At 35.4% G+C, this 19,715-nt stretch carries 20 protein-coding genes, 2 tRNA genes and 1 pseudogene; 13 read left to right on the forward strand and 10 right to left on the reverse strand.

Annotated elements, in window-relative coordinates:
* Positions 1 to 27 precede the first annotated feature (27 nt).
* The 3 genes from AAGD68_RS02035 to AAGD68_RS02045 all read right to left on the reverse strand — a co-directional run bounded on the left by AAGD68_RS02035 (position 28) and on the right by AAGD68_RS02045 (position 3,416).
* On the reverse strand, positions 28 to 834 hold the full coding sequence (locus AAGD68_RS02035) for a DUF2163 domain-containing protein (protein ID WP_341814324.1): 807 nt from the start codon (positions 832 to 834) through the stop codon (positions 28 to 30).
* A gap of 151 nt (positions 835 to 985) precedes the next feature.
* Positions 986 to 1,276, reverse strand: a complete 291-nt coding sequence (locus AAGD68_RS02040) for a GIY-YIG nuclease family protein (protein WP_253309591.1) — start codon at positions 1,274 to 1,276, stop codon at positions 986 to 988.
* Positions 1,277 to 1,403: 127 nt separating this feature from the next.
* Positions 1,404 to 3,416, reverse strand: coding sequence for a porin (locus AAGD68_RS02045; RefSeq protein WP_265045369.1), 2,013 nt, complete (start codon positions 3,414 to 3,416; stop codon positions 1,404 to 1,406).
* A gap of 337 nt (positions 3,417 to 3,753) precedes the next feature.
* On the opposite strand from AAGD68_RS02045, the gene AAGD68_RS02050 reads away from it, so the two are divergent.
* On the forward strand, positions 3,754 to 5,094 hold the full coding sequence (locus tag AAGD68_RS02050; RefSeq protein ID WP_265045371.1) for a lipase family protein: 1,341 nt from the start codon (positions 3,754 to 3,756) through the stop codon (positions 5,092 to 5,094).
* Between the two features lie 43 nt (positions 5,095 to 5,137).
* Here the strand turns inward: AAGD68_RS02050 and AAGD68_RS02055 are convergent.
* The 5 genes and pseudogenes from AAGD68_RS02055 to AAGD68_RS02075 all read right to left on the reverse strand — a co-directional run bounded on the left by AAGD68_RS02055 (position 5,138) and on the right by AAGD68_RS02075 (position 9,111).
* Positions 5,138 to 5,957, reverse strand: a pseudogene (locus tag AAGD68_RS02055) (3'-5' exonuclease).
* Complete coding sequence (era, locus tag AAGD68_RS02060; RefSeq protein ID WP_253309588.1) at positions 5,950 to 6,834, reverse strand: GTPase Era; 885 nt, start codon at positions 6,832 to 6,834, stop codon at positions 5,950 to 5,952. Before era ends, AAGD68_RS02055 begins: the two are co-directional and overlap by 8 nt.
* Positions 6,835 to 7,193: 359 nt before the next feature.
* The gene (locus tag AAGD68_RS02065) at positions 7,194 to 8,330 is read right to left on the reverse strand and encodes an ankyrin repeat domain-containing protein (RefSeq protein ID WP_253309587.1); all 1,137 of its coding nucleotides are present in this window, start codon (positions 8,328 to 8,330) and stop codon (positions 7,194 to 7,196) included.
* A gap of 198 nt (positions 8,331 to 8,528) precedes the next feature.
* On the reverse strand, positions 8,529 to 8,714 hold the full coding sequence (locus AAGD68_RS02070; protein WP_265017467.1) for a hypothetical protein: 186 nt from the start codon (positions 8,712 to 8,714) through the stop codon (positions 8,529 to 8,531).
* Between the two features lie 324 nt (positions 8,715 to 9,038).
* Positions 9,039 to 9,111 (reverse strand) — tRNA-Gly (locus tag AAGD68_RS02075).
* A gap of 180 nt (positions 9,112 to 9,291) precedes the next feature.
* Here AAGD68_RS02075 and AAGD68_RS02080 point away from each other — a divergent pair.
* From AAGD68_RS02080 to AAGD68_RS02115, 8 genes are all read left to right on the forward strand, one after another.
* Positions 9,292 to 9,912: a ribonuclease D gene (locus AAGD68_RS02080; RefSeq protein WP_264687899.1), complete on the forward strand. Its 621-nt coding sequence runs from the start codon at positions 9,292 to 9,294 to the stop codon at positions 9,910 to 9,912.
* Positions 9,913 to 10,037: 125 nt separating this feature from the next.
* Positions 10,038 to 10,361 carry a thioredoxin gene (gene trxA, locus AAGD68_RS02085; RefSeq protein WP_253309585.1) on the forward strand — a complete coding sequence of 108 codons (324 nt, stop codon included), beginning with the start codon at positions 10,038 to 10,040 and terminating at the stop codon, positions 10,359 to 10,361.
* 42 nt (positions 10,362 to 10,403) lie between these two features.
* Positions 10,404 to 10,480: transfer RNA gene (locus AAGD68_RS02090), tRNA-Ile, on the forward strand.
* Between the two features lie 78 nt (positions 10,481 to 10,558).
* On the forward strand, positions 10,559 to 11,218 hold the full coding sequence (locus AAGD68_RS02095) for a CADD family putative folate metabolism protein (RefSeq protein ID WP_341814325.1): 660 nt from the start codon (positions 10,559 to 10,561) through the stop codon (positions 11,216 to 11,218).
* A 31-nt stretch (positions 11,219 to 11,249) separates the two neighbouring features.
* Complete coding sequence (locus AAGD68_RS02100) at positions 11,250 to 11,645, forward strand: dihydroneopterin aldolase (protein WP_253309583.1); 396 nt, start codon at positions 11,250 to 11,252, stop codon at positions 11,643 to 11,645.
* Entirely contained in the window at positions 11,645 to 12,925 is a 1,281-nt protein-coding gene (gene folP / locus AAGD68_RS02105; protein ID WP_265045375.1) for a dihydropteroate synthase, read from the forward strand. Before AAGD68_RS02100 ends, folP begins: the two co-directional genes overlap by 1 nt.
* On the forward strand, positions 12,922 to 13,401 hold the full coding sequence (locus AAGD68_RS02110) for a dihydrofolate reductase (protein WP_264687902.1): 480 nt from the start codon (positions 12,922 to 12,924) through the stop codon (positions 13,399 to 13,401). Before folP ends, AAGD68_RS02110 begins: the two co-directional genes overlap by 4 nt.
* Position 13,402: 1 nt before the next feature.
* Positions 13,403 to 14,131 (forward strand): putative folate metabolism gamma-glutamate ligase, encoded by a 729-nt coding sequence (locus tag AAGD68_RS02115; protein ID WP_341814326.1) that lies wholly within the window; start codon positions 13,403 to 13,405, stop codon positions 14,129 to 14,131.
* 933 nt (positions 14,132 to 15,064) lie between these two features.
* Here the strand turns inward: AAGD68_RS02115 and trmB are convergent.
* On the reverse strand, positions 15,065 to 15,730 hold the full coding sequence (trmB, locus tag AAGD68_RS02120; protein ID WP_253309594.1) for a tRNA (guanosine(46)-N7)-methyltransferase TrmB: 666 nt from the start codon (positions 15,728 to 15,730) through the stop codon (positions 15,065 to 15,067).
* A gap of 147 nt (positions 15,731 to 15,877) precedes the next feature.
* On the opposite strand from trmB, the gene AAGD68_RS02125 reads away from it, so the two are divergent.
* The 3 genes from AAGD68_RS02125 to AAGD68_RS02135 all read left to right on the forward strand — a co-directional run bounded on the left by AAGD68_RS02125 (position 15,878) and on the right by AAGD68_RS02135 (position 18,237).
* Positions 15,878 to 17,530 (forward strand): 30S ribosomal protein S1, encoded by a 1,653-nt coding sequence (locus AAGD68_RS02125; protein ID WP_264687904.1) that lies wholly within the window; start codon positions 15,878 to 15,880, stop codon positions 17,528 to 17,530.
* A gap of 29 nt (positions 17,531 to 17,559) precedes the next feature.
* Positions 17,560 to 17,838, forward strand: coding sequence for an HU family DNA-binding protein (locus AAGD68_RS02130; protein ID WP_265045380.1), 279 nt, complete (start codon positions 17,560 to 17,562; stop codon positions 17,836 to 17,838).
* A gap of 72 nt (positions 17,839 to 17,910) precedes the next feature.
* On the forward strand, positions 17,911 to 18,237 hold the full coding sequence (locus tag AAGD68_RS02135; RefSeq protein ID WP_182183710.1) for a cell division protein ZapA: 327 nt from the start codon (positions 17,911 to 17,913) through the stop codon (positions 18,235 to 18,237).
* Here AAGD68_RS02135 and AAGD68_RS02140 read toward each other — a convergent pair.
* Positions 18,212 to 18,490, reverse strand: a complete 279-nt coding sequence (locus tag AAGD68_RS02140) for a succinate dehydrogenase assembly factor 2 (protein ID WP_265045382.1) — start codon at positions 18,488 to 18,490, stop codon at positions 18,212 to 18,214. The genes AAGD68_RS02135 and AAGD68_RS02140 overlap by 26 nt on opposite strands.
* A 100-nt stretch (positions 18,491 to 18,590) precedes the next feature.
* On the opposite strand from AAGD68_RS02140, the gene rseP reads away from it, so the two are divergent.
* Positions 18,591 to 19,709 (forward strand): RIP metalloprotease RseP, encoded by a 1,119-nt coding sequence (gene rseP, locus AAGD68_RS02145; protein WP_253309598.1) that lies wholly within the window; start codon positions 18,591 to 18,593, stop codon positions 19,707 to 19,709.
* Positions 19,710 to 19,715: the final 6 nt, after the last annotated feature.

Below are 19,715 nucleotides of genomic sequence, written 5' to 3' on the forward strand. Positions count from 1 at the left end.
ATATTCATAATATTGAAAATTGTGCTGCTAAACAATATAAAAACCTGGTATATAGGGTTCACCACGAAAATTTACAGTATTGTTAAACTTGCTTCTGCAAGTTGGAAATGTTTTATCGCAACCTGCGAGTATTGAATATTTATCCCCAGCAGAAATTTGGTATGGAGGCGAAGTAAACAACGTAACTACTTTATTTTTATATTCTTTTACTACACCTTCAAATGCTGTTGAGCCAAAGAATTTTACTACTCCGTGCTTATAATATTCATCACTCTCAGCTAAATTCGTGTCTTCAAATCTTCTTTCGTCTATTACTTTAGTGATTATACTTATTTTACTAAATTTTTTAGTATCGGCTTTGCATTTATCATCGCAAAATTGTGCTCTGCATGCAGGAGAGTATAATTCTGCTATGCTTCTCTCAAGCTTTGCTGAGAGCCCTCTAATTTCAACAATAAATCTTCCACTACTTAATGTCACTTTACCAAAAGTTCCTGAATGTAGATTCATTGTTCCCTGGGTCAAGTCTTTATAATTCACAAGAAATATTTCAATATTTGCAAAGTCGTACTTTCCTGATAAAACATCTTCTTCTTTAATATCACCACTATTTAATATCCCTTCAATTTCTAGATTATCAGTTTTTAAATCGCTGTTTAATATTATACTACTGGCTGTAAATCCACTTGAAGATTTATAGAGTATATTATTAATATTTAAATCTTCATCATAGTCAGTGAATCCCATTACTTCTCCACCTGCAAGCGTTAATTTCCAGCACGTAGCAGTGGTAAGTAATTCTCCAGCTAAATGATTTTTTAGTGTGGTTTGCATAGGGGCCTCCTGTTTAATTGATTGAATTTGAAAGTAGCTATACGGCTAGTAGATAAGCCAGTGTGTTCTTTTCCCGTCATCTGAGTAGCTATAGAGTGTCATCCCAGTAACCATAGGGTGTCATCCCAGTGCGTGACACTGGGATCTAATTTTACCTGACTATGTTATCATATAAATCTACCCAATTTGGATTTTCTTTTTCGATCAAATCAGTCTTCCATTTTCTTTTCCAACTTTTTAACAGTCTTTCTCTATTAAGAGCTGAATTTATATCTTGAAATTCTTCAAAATGAACTAATTTATGTACATTGTATTTTGATGTAAAGCCAGAAATAACTTTACTCTTATGTTCCCAGATTCGTTTAATCAGATTTGATGTTATACCTGTATATAAAGTTCGATTATTCTTGCTTGCAAGTATGTAAACGTAATAATTTTGCATATAACTTAGATCCCAGTGTCACGCACTGGGATGACAGGAGAGAGGACACTATATGTTTATTTGATTGACAAATAAACACTAACAAATAAGATACACACCACATTAAATTGTGGTGTGTACTAGCTGGTTAGAAAGAAAACTTCACACCAGTAAGAAGGAGAATTCCTTGGTTAGAAGGTGCCTCTTCTGTGGTACTACCTGCTTTTGTAATCTTATGATTTGCGTTTTGTTTCTCGTTAGTCATAAAATAATGGAGAGCTGCGTAAGGAACAAATTTGCTCTTACTGCATGCAGGAGATAGATCATATTGAACGCCAAGTGCGCCATCGTGAAGCATATCTCCATCATTCATTCTGCTACCAAAGTACGTCAAACTTGTGTAGATATTCTCATATTGATAGCCAGCTCCTACAGTCCAATACATGGTGTCCATACTATCTTCACCAAATTGAGCTTTCAGCCCTTCCATTCTTTTGTTAGCATCAGGAAGCAGTTCATATTTTTCAATTTTATTATTAGCATCTTTTGTCAGTATTTCAATACCTTTTGGTTGACCAGATTTGCCCAGATATGCAAAAGAGGCAGCAAATTTTATGCCTTGATCCTCATTAATCTTATAATCAGCGCTTACACCCAAATTAACACCCATAAGGTCATTGTACTCTACAAATTCCTTATAAAGATGCTTATCTTTACTTGGTTTTTTCGCTTGACCATACTCACCAACTGCAGAAGTTTTAACTTTCACCTTATATTTATCAAAGTCATATTCATATGATGCACCAGCACTTATTATGTGCTCATAGTCTGGACCGACATGTTTTATCTCTTCCTTATGTTTTATTTTATCATTATCTGTACTATCCTTGAAAGGAACTGTTTCTTTTACAGTAAACAAGCTACTATCATAACGAGGTGAGTAGCTGATACCAAATCTTGCGCCCATATAATTTGGTGAGTAGTAAGCAACTCTAAATGGCAGTGTAGTCATAACATCTTTGTTGTATTTCCCTGCCATGCGGAAAGAGAATTTTTCACTTTCACTCGAAAAACTTTCAGTGTAAAGACGTGGTGTTACATAAAATGGAAAGCTCGCAGCGCTTCCTTCTAAGTTCACTTTTCTGAACCAGTCACTATCTGCAGCTCCGTCAACAGTTGCAATTCTTGTTGCATCAAGTCTCATCAGAGCCTCAGGACCAAATTGATAACCAAGCTTTAGATCACCATGTTTTGAATTTAAAAATACATGTGCACTCCTGCTCCTTGCAGCGTAAACACCCTGTGAAGCCCCTTTGCCTTCTGTAACTGGGACGTGAAATTGCACGTCAGCACCATAAAGAAGACCTAAATCTTCATTTTTATTTTCTGCTCTGAGGTGTAATATCGCATCAGCAGTCATACCCATATCGTTGCTGTAATCACCAATATTTCCTATTCCACTAGGGAATACGGGATTTGCTCCTTGTATCTTATCCTGAGGGGCAGTATAATACTCTATAGATCTGTTTGGCATAACGTTGTAACGTTTATACTCTTCACCACTTGGCCCTGCTTTGCCATAGCTTTGAGCATCAACAACACCACCAAAAGTTATTCTTAAGCCATCTTTTCCTTGGTTGGTGTCGATAATATCAACTCCACCAACTGAAACAACAGGACTTGCCTTACCTTTTTCCTCTGTATTTTTGTTAACAACTTTTACATCCTTCTTTACATCTTTAGCTTTAATTTTAGCATTCTTAGTTTTAGAAGCCTTAGTTTTTGAAACTTTACCTTTTTCTATATTAGAATTCTTAGCATTTAGAGCTTTCGCTTTTGAATCCTCTATAAGCTTTGCTTTTTTCTCATTTGCTAGCCTGATCTCCTCTTTTTTCTTCTGCTCGGCTGCTAATCTTAGCTCCTCTTTTTTCTTAAGCTCTTCAGCTTTTTTTCTTGGATCAGCATTACATATTCTGTCCATCTTTTCTTTCAGTTTTTTATTTGATGTTTTCATAACTTCTGTTTTTCCAGAAGTTTTTGTGCTCTCTTGCTTTTTTATTTCCTTCATACTCTCATCAGGAAAGTCAGCTGCAAAACTGCTGAAAGAACATAAAGTTAATAAAGAAACTAGAGTAGTTCTAGTATAAATAGATTTTTTCATGAAGTGCCCCCAAAAAATTTCGAAATCATTGTCTTAAATGTAAATATATAAAAATGTTGAAAATTCAACTTAAAGCAATCTTATAGCGAAAACAAAAGTAAAGTGCAACACCTTAAAAACAACTTTTTTAATATGCCTAACGTTTATATTAACCAAAATTTAGCACAAAGGTTAATATTTTTTGCTTGCTAGTGCATTATAACTCTACTATTTATTCTATGGAAGTAAAATTTTTTTATTCTAGCAATAGAAAGATTATAGAAAATACTATTAACAATAATATCAATCTACATTATAGTTAAATAAATTGTTTAGCTGATAGTAGATTGAGGTAGTTATGGATTTTAGTTTTTTACGCAATTGGTTTAGCACCACAGGTACTAGTGCAAGTAGTATAGATTCACAATTAGGTGATGTTGAACAATCAAGCTCCATCTTAGCAGATAACGGCAAATATAAGGTGGATGATGAGTTTGAGATCATTGAAGATTATGAATTTATAAATCCTGCTGACCCAAATGAACCACATTCTTTACCTTCTGCTTACCAGATAGATGAAAGTATCGCAGAAATTGCAGGGTTTGATAAAGAGAAATTATTGGAAATGAGTAATTTCTGTAAAATAAGCTATGGTGATAGTGACGATAAGTTAGATGAAAAAAAACATCATATATTAACTTGTAAAAATGTAAGTGAGGAAGATTTTATAGCTATTGAAGCAGATGGGAGAATGCACAAAGAAACTAATCCTTCTGAGGATATTATTTTTGAATTTAAAAAAATGTATAAAACTAGAGCTGAACTTTTTAGCGAAGGTTATAAAATCATTCCATTTGGTAATAGTTTCGAAGAAGATGCTGGGTATGTTTTCATAAAAGGTGAAGAAATAACAATAGCTTACCACGGTATTCGTGGCTTAAATGATGCAATCACTGATCTAAATGCATCTTTTACTACTTCAGAACTTTTACCTGACGGTGGAAGAATTCATCGTGGTTTTTATAATTCATTTACAGATTCATGGCCTAATCTTTATGGCATTTTGAAATCTCATGCTGAAAAACAAGGATCAGAAATCAAAGATTTTAAAATCAATCTCACAGGTCACAGTATGGGAGGAGCTATTGCTAAGATAGCTGCTTTATGCCTCAACAAAACAGAAGGCGCTGAAGATGTTCATGTTGCAACTTTTGCTGATCCAAGGGTTTTTGACCTGACTGCCAGTGAAATTTATAATGACGCTCTTCAGGAAAAAACCATAAGGGTCACTCACCATCAGCGAGATCCAGTGCCAGCATTGTGCCCTGGTTCGTTTGGTTATGCTCACGTAGGTGCACAATTAAGAGTATCGACACCAGAAAGATATTCTAGTCTAGTAAGTTATTTGCATGGAATAGATGGTTATCATGAGGCCGTTTATAGGATGGATGAAAGTGATTTTCGATCAAATAATAACGTATCTCTCTTTTACTATCCTGTTAGGATATTAAATCGAATTAACTCTGCAGTTTTAGGTAATGCTCAATATTACGCTGCCAATGCAGTAAATTATATTTTTGGTGGGTCAAATTTTTTCGAAGAAGTAAAAAATAAAAATTCTTCTCAGATTGAACAAGCAGAAGTTGTGCAAAGCAAGATAGCATATGAGAATTACTTGTCTACTGCAAGGAGTTTATAACTATTACTATGGAGCAATTATTAGATTGCTCCATAACATCTATTCATTTAAATTCAATATAAAAATTTCCACCACAACCATTCCTCTTTAAATTTTTTTAGATGTTCTTTTTTTTCGCACTCTAAAAGCAGCTCTTCCACGCTTTTGTTGTAGCTTTCAGTAGTAATCCTTCCCTGATGATGCATGAACCTCAAGTAAATCAAATAAGTGTTAATCACATCTGTTTCACAATAATCTCGAATCTCTTGTATCTTGCCGCTATCATATAAGCCCATAACTTGTGACCCATCAACTCCAATCTTGCCAGGAAGGTTAAATGCTGCACAAACTTCGTTCATTTTTACTCTTGCAGAGGCTCCAAAATCAGAGAGGGTTTCAAGTAAGTCACAATGCCAATCAATACTATATCTCTGATTGTAACTATTCCACTTATCACCAGCTTTATGAAAGTATTCTGCTTGAATGCCATGGACCATAGCACGATACTTCAGTACTGGTATATCAAAAGTGCGTCCGTTGAACGAAACTAATCTTGGCTTTTTCTCTGATATGTAGTTAAAAAATCCTTTCACTAGCTCCTTTTCACTGGAATTTAGTGTGCCTCCAGATCTTATTTCTTGCAGTGTGAACACCTCATAACCGCTCTGGTGGCTTATATTGCAAAGTAAAAAACTGATAACTACAATTTGGTGGAAGGGCTGACGCAGAAAAGAGTTTTGCCCGTTTGTTATTTCCAGGTGGTATTTTGTTAATGCATCCCTTTTCTCTTCTACACTACTATCATCACTAATATTGAGTAAATTTTTGCAGGAATTTACATCTGGTATAGTTTCAATATCAAATACTAACAAAGAATTAAGCATTGCCTATATACTCCTCAGGACGGTCGATCCAAGGTCGCACTTTTACGAACAAAAAGAGGTGAACCTTGCACTCAAATAATTTTTCTAGTTCAGCACGTGCTTCGATATTAATTTTTTTAATATTACTGCCATCTTTCCCTAGCACTATTTTTTTATGACTATCTTTCAACACGAATATGATCTGTTTGATGACTAAACTCTTATCTTTTTTTTCCTCAAATTGTTCAGTTATAACAGCTGTAGAGTATGGCAATTCTTCACGCAAGTTCAAGAATAATTTTTCTCTCGTAATTTCTGCTGATAAAAAATTTGTCGAGGAATCGGTTATTTGATCTTCTTCATAAAACCAAGGGCTCACCGGTGCAACTTCAGACAAGTAATTCATCAAATCAGAAAGTCCATCATTCTTTAATGCTGATATCGTAAAAACTTTTTCAAATTTATAAAGCAAATTCAGATGCTCATGCGCCATCTTGAGTTCTGGCCTTTTTACCAAATCAGTTTTATTGATAACCAAAATGCATCTGCCTTTTGTGCGCTGCAGCCGCGTAAATATAGTCTTAATTCTTTCTATATTTTTCAAATAATTGCTTACATCAACAAGTAACAAAGTGATGTCATCACCCTTGATTGCTGACCATGCAGATTTGACTAAAGCTTTTTCAAGTTTTGTTTCTGCTGAGAAAATTCCTGGGGAGTCAGTAAAGACAATTTGTGTGTTGTTGCATGTTGCAATACCCCTTATTTGCGTCCTTGTTGTTTGCACTTTGGGTGTAACAATTGCAATTTTCTTGCCTATGATGCTGTTAATTAATGTAGACTTCCCAGCATTTGGTAAGCCAGCTATGGTTACAAATAAGCACTTTTGTTCTTTCACAAAGGAAATTATAAAGAAAACTGGATGCCAGTGTCAAGCACTGGAATGACAAGTTCTCGGCAACCCCTACGTCATACCGTCACGGTATCTCTAGATCCCGCTAACACGTAGCGGAATGACAGCAATCCTACGTCATACCGCCGAGAACCGTCATACTGTCACGGTATCTCATCCGCTAACAAGCAGCGGGATGACAGCAATTCTATGTCATACCGCCGTGGTATCTCTTAGCCGCTAACACGTAGCGGGATGACGAATTACTTAACCGTCATCCCGCGATTCATTCGCGGTATCCCAGCATAGATTCCGCTAACAAGTAGCGGAATGACGGTAAACCTAGATTACTTTAGCTATAATTATTAAGCTGCACCTGCTGGATTTGGTGATTGACTATTAAGAAACTCTGCCCTAGCTTCAGTAAACTCAGTTGAGGGTCTTGAAAAGAACATAATTTTTATTGCACAGCACGCACTACATAATGCAACAGCAGCCATACCTACTGCAAGAGTAGAACACCAAACTTTACCTATGTACGCGTCTGCAACCCCAGAAATCAAGGCAATACTACCTGCTGTAGTTAATAGCGTAGCACACCCAATCCAGAATGCTTTCTCATAATTAATAGCACCAAACATTTCTCCAGCATCACTGCTAGCACCAGCAACACAGTCCACTGGTTTTTTGCCATCTTTATCCTTCAAACCTGGATCAGCCCCTTTTTTTAGAAGTAATTTCGCAATTTCAACGCTACCGCCGAAAAAATGTCCACTGCACAAATAGTGCAGTGGTGCCTTACCTTGATTATCTTGCATATTAAGATGAGCGCCTTTACCCAAAAGTAATTCCACAGCTTTATGACGAGCAATGCCACAACAACTATAAATAGCATAATGAAGTGGTGATTTACCTTCTTGATCTCTTTTATTAGGGTCAGCACCACGCTCCAGGAGTAATTCTATGATTTCATTATAACATTTATTACAGGCCTTGTGTAACGCAGTACAACCTTGTTTGTCCTGCGTGTCACAATTAGCACCATTTTCCAAGAATAGCTTTATAATTTCAATGTTCCCTCCTTCTTTTATAGCAAGTATCAGTGCTGGATAGGCATATATATTATCATTAATATAATCACCAAATTTTCCATCTTTACTGCTCTTGAACTTGGAAAAAAGTTTTTTCAGAAATGCTGTATTTCCCTCTGAGATAGCCTCATATAGATAAAACTTTAAATCTTCAGGAGAATTAATTTCATCTAAATTTTCATCAGTCAGTTTTGTAACTTCTTCCGTATCTTTTCCAGTGAGAAGGTCATATGCAGCACCTAATTCTTTAAATTTCTCCTCGTTGTATTTTTGCACATCCTCACTTGCACTTGAATGTTTATCAGGATGATATTCAAGAGCTAATTTTCTATATGCTTTTCTAATTTCGTATTCACTTGGATTATCACTTGGACTAAAGCCTAATATTTTTAAAGCTTCCTTTCTATTCACAATAAACCTCCTACTGGAATATCTTAAGCTAAGTATAACCCAAAATTTTAAAAAGCAAAGCTTTTTATGTTAAACTTCATCCACTGCGCAATCCCATAACTGTACAAACATTGTAATTTATCTCCATCTAGGAAAGGGTGTCATCCCAGCGCCCCTATGATGTCATCCCAGCGCCCCTATGATGTCATCCCAGCGCCCCTATGATGTCATCCCAGCGGCCCCTATGATGTCATTCCAGTGCTCCTTTCTCGTCATCCCAGTGCCCAGACACTGGGATCTAGTTTTCCATAAATGGTGCATTTTAACATAACTTTTATACTTGATAAAATTCCTGGATTCCAGCATCAAGTGCTGGAATGACACCTCTCTTTGAGCTATAAACATTAAGAAATTTATCAAATGAAAAAAAAGGCAAAAGAAGCCCCGAGTAGCGAGTTTTGACTCTATATTACTGTAAGTGGCGCTGTAATAATGTGCTAACGCTTAAAATAAGCGCGATTTGGCTGAATGTAGAAAAAATAAAAAAGACATGCAGCCGCTATAATTTTATGTAATCCGCCAATAAATACCTTAAGTTTTTTACTGAATTTTGTCATTGAGCCTGCAGGTCAAAAACAAGTTTTGAGTCATAAATACCCTTATTGTCATAATAAGGGCGCTGGCGAAATATGTCAAGGGATTTTTGACGAAATGATTTTGAAAGTAAAGAGCGGGAGAAGGGGTTCGAACCCTCGACCTCAACCTTGGCAAGGTTGCGCTCTACCAACTGAGCTACTCCCGCAATTAAATTAACCTAAATTTACTTAATTATAGGCATATACAGCGATTTGTAAACCCCGTGTACACGAAAAATGTGAGAGCCCATAAATTTGCGTGGTTCCTTCTATGATCTTTTCGTATACTTAAGGCTCATTTTTGATTATCATAGGTTTTCAATTGTGCCAAAAAATGTATTAATTTTATGGGAATATTTTTATATAAAGACGACTTGCCAGCTAGTTCAATACCAGATGATATAAGTTCTATAGCTGTTGATACCGAGGCAATGGGGCTACTTCATAGCAGAGATAGATTATGCCTTGTGCAGCTCTCTTTTAATGATGGCAACGTTCACTTAGTTCAACTCAAGAACGATTACACAGCGCCAAATTTGAGAAAAATATTAGAGGATAAAAATATAACTAAAATATTTCACTTCGCGCGATTTGATGTAAGCATAATACGTTATTACTTGGAAATTTGGGCACTTCCGTGCTATTGCACAAAAATAGCTTCACGTTTAGTTCGCACTTACACAGATAATCATAGCTTAAAAGAATTGTGCTTAGAACTACTTGATACCAAATTAAATAAGCAGCAGCAATCTTCTGATTGGGGAAATGAAAATTTGACAGACAAACAAAAAAATTATGCTGCATCTGATGTTTTGTATCTCCATAAGATAAAGGAAAAGCTAGATTTAATGTTGGAACGTGAAAATAGAAAAGAATTGGCCCAAAAGTGCTTTGAATTTCTTCCTACTCGCATTGAGTTAGACTTAATGGGTTGGGAAAACGTGGATATCTTTAATCATCAGATATAACCATTTGTGAGAAGTTTTTTGTTTGTGCAAGACACTTTAGGGCAATTTTTCAGAAGAATTTAGTTGATTAACTGTTGATTGATGCGCTATATTTTACAAGCAATCGTTCTAAGTTTAGGTATTTTATGAGTGATGACATTATATCAGTAAATGATCAAAATTTCAAATCTGAAGTCACTGACTATAAAGGGTTTGTTCTGATAGACTTTTGGGCAGAATGGTGTGGGCCATGTAAAAGTCTAATGCCGCGTATTGAACAGTTGGCTAAAGACAGAAAAGGCAAGATTAAGATCTGCAAGTTCGACATAGATGAAGGGACTGAAGTGCCAAGTAAGTATGGAGTGCAATCTATACCCACTTTAATCATATTTCAAGATGGTAAGGAAATTGCACGCAAAATTGGTGCAACAAATGATTTGCTAAGTTGGGTTGATAGTGAAATAAGCTAATAGACAAATTTGCTTTTGTGTGTATTATAAATATTGATAAAAGGGATTGTAGCTCAGTCGGTTAGAGCAGTTCGCTCATAACGAATTGGTCGTAGGTTCGAGTCCTACCAATCCCACCATTGTGTTGATCTTAGCATGATCGTAACAATGAGAAAACTATAGTATATGAATTATATGTTGATATAATAGAGGAAATAATGGAATTTACTAAATCTTTGAATAATAAGTTAGATGAGTTGCACTTACTAAATCATCCATTCTACCAATCATGGAATACAGGAAGCTTAAGCTTGCAAGCTTTACAAACCTATGCTAAAGAATATTATCACCACGTTGCTGCGTTTCCTCGTTATATCAGTGGTATACATTTTTTGTGCCCAGATCTAAAAATGCGACAGGTTTTGCTTGGTAATTTGATAGAAGAAGAACAAGGTGATGAAAATCACCCAGAGTTATGGAAACGTTTTGCTGAAGGGCTTGGTGTAACACGGTCTGATCTCCATAAGGATGCACAGATTAAAGAGACACAGGAGTTAGTTGATGGTTACTTTGATATTGTACGATCAGACTTTGCTTCCGGTTTGGGTGCACTTTATGCTTATGAACGTCAAACTCCAGAGGTTTCTAAGTCTAAAATTGAAGGTTTAAAAAAACACTATTCAATAAGTGATGAGCGTTCTCTTCAATTTTTTACGGTTCATATGCATGCTGATGAATGGCATTCTGAGGAATGTGCAAATCTTATTGTAGACTTAAGCGAAGAAGAGCAAGAGAAAGCCATGCAAGGCGCTAAAAAAGGAGCAAAACTCTTGTGGGGTTTTCTTGACGGGATGATGAACGCTAGTGTGTGTCATTAATTGTAAGTAGATTAAACTCAGTGATATTAAAATGCAATGTAATCTTCTTATATCTGACCTGCGGCTTTGGGTTCATTTAGGATGTAGTGCAGAAGAGAAGTTTCATTCTCAATTAGTTAGTGTTAATATTGATTTTACCTTTAAATCCCCCCCTTTAGGACTTACAACTGACCGGCTTGAGGATACTATATGCTACTTGGAGGTAGTTCAGAGTATTCAATCTCTCGTTCAAAGCAAGCAATTCAATTTAATCGAGCACTTAACCCATGATATATACAGAGCCATTAATAATCTTTTGGTGCAAAAAAAACATATTATTTCTTCCATAAGAGTGACTACTCACAAAGTTGCACCACCCGTTCCCGGTGTGCATGGAGGTGTTCTCTTTACTTATTGTAATACATTACAAGAACAGGAAGATAACTAATGATCTATATTTCTATTGGCTCAAATATAGGAAATCGCTTTTCCCATTTACAAAGGGCTGCTCAGTTACTAAAGGAACGCTATTTTAAAGATTTAAAGTCTTCGATCATTCTAGAAACTAAGGCCATTTTACCAAACAGTGCTCCACCTGAGTGGGATAAGCCATTTCTCAACATGATTGTCTATGGAAGTTGTTCTTCTTCTCCCGAAGAGCTATTAAAAGGTCTAAAACAAATTGAGTGTGATATTGGCCGTTCGCAGGTCTATGAAAAGTGGGCACCTCGCGTTATTGATTTGGATATTTTGTTATGGGATGATCTAACGCTCGATACACCCTACCTTAGAATTCCTCACCCAGAATTGATAAACAGACCATTTTTGCTTCACTTGATGGCAATGCTGAGCCCCATGGCAGTAGTTAACAAAACGTTTGGTACTGTTAACCCTAACATTAAGGATTGCTTTTTAAGGAGTTTTACGCTTTCACCAGAGCTTGTAGGTATTGTCAATATTACTCCTGATTCATTTTCAGATGGTGGTCTTTATTATGATTCAGATCAAGCAACCAAGCAGGCACTGCGGCTGTTATCAGATGGTGCAAGCATAGTTGAACTTGGTGCTCAATCAACAAGACCTGGATCTTTAATGCAGATCCCAGAGGAAGAGTATGCACGTCTAAAGCCAGTACTTGATAATCTTAGCGATTATATGAAAGCTGGCGATATTAAAGTCAGCATTGATAGTTTCTGGCCAGATGTTATTTTGAACGTTTTGGAGCACTACAACATTGCCTGGGTAAACGATCAGAAGGGAGATCTAGATGATAATACCTTAAAAGCAATTGCTAGCAGTGGATGTGGCATCGTTATTATGCACTCACTTTCCATACCACCACATAGAGACAACATTATCCCAAGTGACATTGATCCAATTGATAACATAAATAATTGGGCAGAAAGGAACATTAATAGATTACTAGCTCTAGGTTTTGATCAAAGCTCGATCATTATTGATCCTGGTATTGGTTTTGGCAAATCTATGTACCAGAATATCCAGATTTTACGCAGTATAGAAACGTTACAAAATTTTGGCTGCAAAGTTCTGGTTGGCCATTCTAGAAAGTCATTTATTTCTTCTTTTTCTACAGAACCTGTCTTTAACCGAGATTTAGAAACAATTGCTTTATCATCTGCATTGCACAACAAGGTTGATTTCCTTCGAGTGCATAATGTGCGTGATCACATGCGATTTTTTGCAGCTCAAGCTGCTTTACAGGGATGATAGTTATCGGAATTATGGCTGTTGATCCCAAGGGGGTAATTGGAATAAATAATGGATTGCCCTGGCATTATCCAAGTGAGTTAGATCATTTTCGTCAGGTGACTGACAAACAAGTTATTGTTATGGGAAGAAAAACATTTGAAATAGTACCCCAAAACATATTGAAGGATCGTATCCCTGTTGTTTTTTCTCGTAACAAGTTAAGTTCTTGTTTTAATAGAGGTATAAAGTGCACTATTATTTCTTCTATGCAAGAGTTTTTGTCAATCCAAAGTAGTTCTAAAGTCTTTATGATTGGTGGAGCACAAATAGCGCACCTTTTTTTGGAGTATGATCTAATCTCAGAGTTTATCATAACAGAAATTCACAGACTTTATAAAGGTGATGTATATTTCAACTTAACACTTCTTGATGGATGGTATAAAACCGCTCTTGCTCAAACAAAAGATTATACTATATGCAGGCTAACACGTTAATATGCATGTTGAAGCAATTTACACCCATCGTATTGAATGCGGCGAGTTATTAGAAGCAGTTCTTGATCGCTATGTTTCAAATTTGTTAAAAGAGGAAGTTGTTCTTGCTATCACATCAAAAATCATTTCCATTTGTCAAAAACAAGTGGTTTGCAAAACTGCTTGTTCTAAAGAAGAGCTAATCAAAAGGGAAGCTGATGCAGTTGTTGATGTGGCTCACAGTATCTGTTTAACGATTAAAGATAATATCTTAATTCCATCTGCTGGTATTGATGAATCAAATGGTAATGAGGTATATATTCTATATCCAAAAGATGTTCAGAAAACAGCTCTGTCAATATGGAATTATCTCAAGACAAAACACTGCATAAAACATCTTGGTATTTTGATTACAGATAGTAATGTAACACCTATGCGTCGTGGGATTACGGGCGTTGCTCTTGGTTGGTGTGGATTTGAACCACTTTATTCCTATATAGGCAAGCCAGATCTTTATAATCAATCACTGCAAGTAACACAAGTCAATCTTCTTGATGCACTGGCAACATCTGCTGTTTTAGTTATGGGAGAAGGGGCAGAGCAAACACCAATGGCAATAATTAGTGGTGCACCAAAGGTTCACTTTCTTACTCGTCCGCCAACTACAAAAGAAGAAAAAAGTGTTAAGATATCTATGAAAAAAGATCTTTACTCTCCTCTCCTCATGGGAGCCTGCTGGTTAAAGAGTTAAAGAGAAACTTAAAAATCTGCTATTAGACTTCTTGCATAACCATATAACGAACTTTTATTGGGAATAGAAACGAAAAAACTTACTTGACACCCTTCGCCAGCCCCCTTATTATGATAGTGAAGGTATTCAGTTATCTTCATCTGTGCAGATTAAACAGCAAGAAAACAACGTAGTTGGCGTCTTATTTTTAATTTTTTGCACTATGTGCACCTTATGTCTTCACAACATTTCTGGGTTTTTACCTATATAAGCTGAAACGCGCTTATAAGTCGTTTAAGACAGTATAGTACGCCAATTTGCAGGATTAGAGAGTGACAACTAGCTAACACGGGGTTTCTTTTGCCTTTTTTTCTGCTTAGTAAATTTCTTAAACATTTAAACAAAGGTGAGTTGCATTTAAAAGCAGCTAAATTGCAGTGTTTAAGACTTAAAAAACGCCAATACTGAAAGTAGACAATGACTAGGGCTTCTTTTGCCTTTTTTTTGTTTGGTAAATTTCTTAATATTTATAGTTAAACGACAACCGTCATCCCGCTACGTGTTAGCGGAATCTATGCCGAGATACCGCGAATGAATCGCGGTATGACGGTTCGTGGCGGCATGACGAGAAAGGGGCTACTCGGATGACAACAAAGGGCTACTTGGATGACACCCTCTTGGATGGAAGCCAGTGTCAGCTACTTTCATGACACCATTCTTTTTTCTGGATTCAAGTAGTCAGGGCACTGCCGTCTTGGATGGAAAGGCTGGATCCAAGTAGTCATACCAATGTCTCCTATTTGACTGGTCAACAATGAGAATTGGTATTAGTTTGGGTTATGCAAGAAGTCTATTCCTTCATAAGGAGAAGTAGTTAAAGGAATTTACTCTATTTCTCCCTCTTTTTTTATTATTTTTAATCTATAGTTAACGTAAAAGAGATATGCAAAAACTCTATTGATCCATAGTCTGCAAATTATTAATAACACTTACTTTAAAGAACCTTACTTTACGCTGATCTTTGAGCGCTCTTTTGTGGTATTTTGTAAGAGTATAACTTGTGAAATCGTCTTCCCTATAGATTAAAGAGTTACACTGCTTTATATGTGATGCTATCCACTCTGCATAGTCCTGATGATCGGTTGCAATGAATATTTCCCCTGTTATAAGTATTTTTTTTGCTAATAAATTTAAAAATTCCGTATTAATTAATCGTCTTTTATTGTGACTTCTTTTTGGCCATGGATCTGGAAAGAGAATAAAGAATCTTTCAACACTGTTGTCAGGAAAATTTGCAATCAATTCTCTTGCATCTTCTGTCCATATTAAAATGTTTTTTATGTTTTGTATTTCTATGTTTGTTAGCAAGCGAGAAACCCCCTTTAAGTAGGGCTCACATCCTATAAATAATAGATCAGGTTCATTGAGCACCTGGTAAAGCATATTTTCACCGTTGCCAAAGCCTATTTCTACCCATATTCTTTTTCGTGAATTTACAATCTTCTCTATAGATTCCTTGCTGTTTTGAATAGAATATTTTTCCAATATTTCATCAACATCCGGTTTTAACCTGGACCTTCTGGAGAACGATCTAATCCACTTGCTATTCTTAAATAGCATATTCTTGATACATATATAATTTTCTCACTATATTTTATATAGCTTAAACAATTCTCGAAATGAATTAACGAAAAATTACTTGTCAATAATTATTAATATTATATAATATATGAGTTCTAATAAAGTTTAAATTAAAGGTCACATTGCATGAATAATAATGATCCAGTTGTAAATCTACCGGTTACTATCAGAAAGCTATCATCAAACAAGTTTATAGAAGAGATATGTCAAGGCCAATTTGAGGATCAAGATAATGCCTTGTTTGAAGATTCTTTTGTTAACAAAATTAAAGAAGGAGATGTGGTAGAAGGTGTAATTACAAGAATAAACCCTAACGACGTTGTGGTTGATATTGGTTTAAAGTCTGACGGGAGAATTCTGATCAAGGAACTCGGTTGTAATGATGAGATCATTATTGGCTCGAAAATTAGAGTTTATGTGGAAAGAATTGAAGATTATCATGGTAATGTTGTTCTTAGCCGTGAAAAAGCAATTAGAGACGAGAAATGGAATAAGTTGGAAGAAGATACAGTTACAAGAGCTGAAGTAAGCGGAGTTATTAAACGCTCAATTAAATGTGGTTTTATTGTTGATCTTGGTGACGGAATAAGCGCTTTTTTACCGCTGAGTCATGTGGATTTGAAGCAAGTAAAAGACGCGAAGCACCTTATTGAAACTGAACAAAAGTTCATCGTGCTTAAAATGGATAAGAAGCAAGGTAATATTGTAGTATCAAGAAAGCTGGTGTTAGAAAAATTGCACGCTGGTGAAAAAATTAAATTTTTAGAATCTTTAAATGAAGGCGATATAATAGAAGGAAAAATAAAAAGCATCACTCATTACGGTGTATTTGTCGGTATTCATGAATCAGATGTAGTGGGAGTTATAGATGGATTGCTACATATTACAGATATCTCTTGGAGTAGAGTGAGTCATCCATCTGCAGTTTTTGCTTGTGGCCAGACTATAAAAGTTAAAATTATAAAAATAGATAAGGAAAATGCTAAAATTTCCTTGGGTGTGAAGCAGCTAGAAGATAGCCCTTGGCAAGATGCAGAGTCAAAATATCCAGTTGATAGTGTGCATAAGGGTTATGTAACAAGCATAGAAGATTATGGATTGTTTGTTGAGCTTAGACCTGGAATTGAAGGTTTAGTGCACTCGTCAGAAATAACTTGGGTTAAGAGTAATTTACCAGTTAGTAGTCTTGTAACAAGGGGACAAGAAGTATATGTAAAAATTCTCAGTATTGACATTGCTAAGAGTAGGATGAGTTTAAGCATGAAAAGGTGTGTAGACAACCCTTGGCAAGTATTTATCAAGAAATATCCTCCTGGTTCTATTGTTTCTGGTGAAGTGAAGAATAATACCGGCTCATATGTATCTGTTGCTTTCAATGATTCTGAAATAGATGAGAACGTAGAAGGGACAATATATGTGAAAGATTTAAGTTGGTCTAAAAATAGCTCAGATGAGATAAAGAAGTATAATGTAGGTGATAAAATAGAAGCAAAAGTAATAAGGGCTAACGTGAATCGGGCAAGAATTTATCTTGGAATAAAACAAATAGAGTATGATCCTCTTGAAGAACTGATAAAGAAAGTTAAGGTAGGCGATAAAATACAGGTTATTGTAGGTAAGAGAGAAGATAATGGACTGGTCGTTGAAGTTGAGAACGATGTAACCCTTCTAATAGATCAAGAGCATTTACCGGAAAATAAAAAGTTCTCTATATCAGAAAAAATAGAAGTTGAAGTATTGGGTGTTGAAGAATATAACATAGTATTATCTGCTAAGTGATAAGGTTTACTTATTTTGGCTTCATATAAATGGCAACAAAGTCTGATATAATAGCGAGGGTAGCAAAAAGACATCCTTTTTTAGATAAGATTGTTATAGCAGCTATAGTTGATAGATTTTTTGGGATGCTTTCAAGCACATTGAAGCATCATAATAGAGTTGAAATTAGGGGGTTTGGTTCTTTTTCAGTTAGAAGTTATAACTTGAAAGAAACAAGCCATTTAATGTTACAGAAGTTTACAAAGAATCAATACTTTAAAACATATTTTCGTAGCAGTAAAAAATTATCTGATTTGATAAATGAATAAAAATTTATACCATAAATAAGATGAAAGTAGGGGTTTGAGTTTATACTGTACGATAGAAATTTTTAGCACCATATGCAAGTAGTAGAAATAGTTATACGTAATAACACATACAAAATATCTTGCGAAAGTGGGAAAAAGAGCCATTTATTACGTCTTGCTAATAGTTTTGACAAGCTAGTTGGTTCTGTATCTCAAAAAACTGGAGGTAAGGGTTCGGATGCATTAAATTTCTTACTTGCAGCGCTAATTCTTGAGGATAAAATTTTAGAATTAACAAAGCGGTTGGATGAAGCAAATCAAGAGCGCGAAAAGTATAGAAACGAGAAAAGAATAGAATATATTGAGGTACTAGATAAGGTAAATAAGATTATCACTAATCTTGAGTGCATAAAGGACTAGCTTCAATAAAGCAAGCAATTAAATTGACTATCTGACTATTTAAGCCAGGAGGGAGGTTTGTCTTACGAGTTATGTAACAATATAATTCGTAATCATCAAGATCAACTATTTTTTCGTATTCGATTAGTTCGCTCAAGGAAAATTTATCAAGATATTTCAATGCGAAATGCCCTAAAAGTATATCGGTTTCTTTGCAACCCCTATGCCAGCTTCTATACATCAATTTTCTTCTGAGTAGTGAGGTATCTGTCATTACAATTAAACTTTTTTTTAATTTAAAAGTTAAACTAAATACTTGTCAAGCGAGGCGCGTTTTAATATACTTAACATTTGTTTAAGATCTAAATATACAGGTGGAATTAATTTCTAATCTTATTCATCAATTTAGCGATGGAATATATTGTTTTTTGTCATTTGCCTTAATCATTTCTGTTATAGTGTTTGTGCATGAATATGGGCATTATGTTGTTGCCAAAGCATGCAAAGTTAAAGTTGAATCTTTTTCTATAGGTTTTGGTCCTGAAATTTTTGGTTTTAACGATAAGTCTGGAACTAGATGGAAACTAAGCGCTGTTCCATTGGGTGGTTATGTTAAAATGTTAGGGGATACTAATGCAGCGAGTGTCCCAGCTGATCAAAAAGAATTAACTGAAGAAGAAAAGTTGTATTCATTTCATACAAAACCGCGGTATAAAAAAGCAGCAGTGGTTTTTGCAGGACCTTTTGCAAATATGATACTTGCTGTTATAGCTTTTACAATATTTTTTAGCACGGCAGGTTATTACCGCACTCCACCGGTGATTAGGGATGTAATTGAAGGAAGTGCAGCCAAACAAGCTGGCCTATTACCAGGTGACACTATTACACAAATCAATGAACATAAAATAAAATACTTTGAAGATATTTCACGTGTGATAATGTCGCACCCCAAGACGAGAATGGAAATTAAATATAGCAGAAATAATGAGGAGCGTAGAACTAGCCTGACTCCATTGACAATTGAGAGTAGAGATGTTTTTGGCAACATAATAGAAAGAGAAACTATAGGGATTATTTCAGTCAATACATTAAAGCAGTCATCTTTTCTTGGGGCTGTGAGCTTATCAGTAAGTGAAACTTACCACACTATGTGCTTAACGATCAAAGCTATCTTTCAAATTATCGTTGGTAAGAGAAGTGCAAGTGAAATAGGTGGACCAATAAAAATTGCAAAATATTCAGGGCAATCAGCCAAAAAAGGATTTATTATGGTTGTGTATCTCATGGCAATTATTTCAGCTAATTTAGCTGCGATTAACTTGCTACCAATTCCGCTACTGGATGGTGGGCATTTATTTCGTTATATTATAGAAGCAGTTATACGTAGAGATTTAAGTTTGAAATATCAAAAATATGAGGCTACCTTTGGTGCTTTCATTTTGTTCTTGCTGATGGCAATTGCAATTTCGAATGATATTAGGAGTCTTTTTTAAAATAAA

Source organism: Wolbachia endosymbiont (group A) of Machimus atricapillus, assembly GCF_964027095.1.
Classification (GTDB): Bacteria; Pseudomonadota; Alphaproteobacteria; order Rickettsiales; family Anaplasmataceae; genus Wolbachia.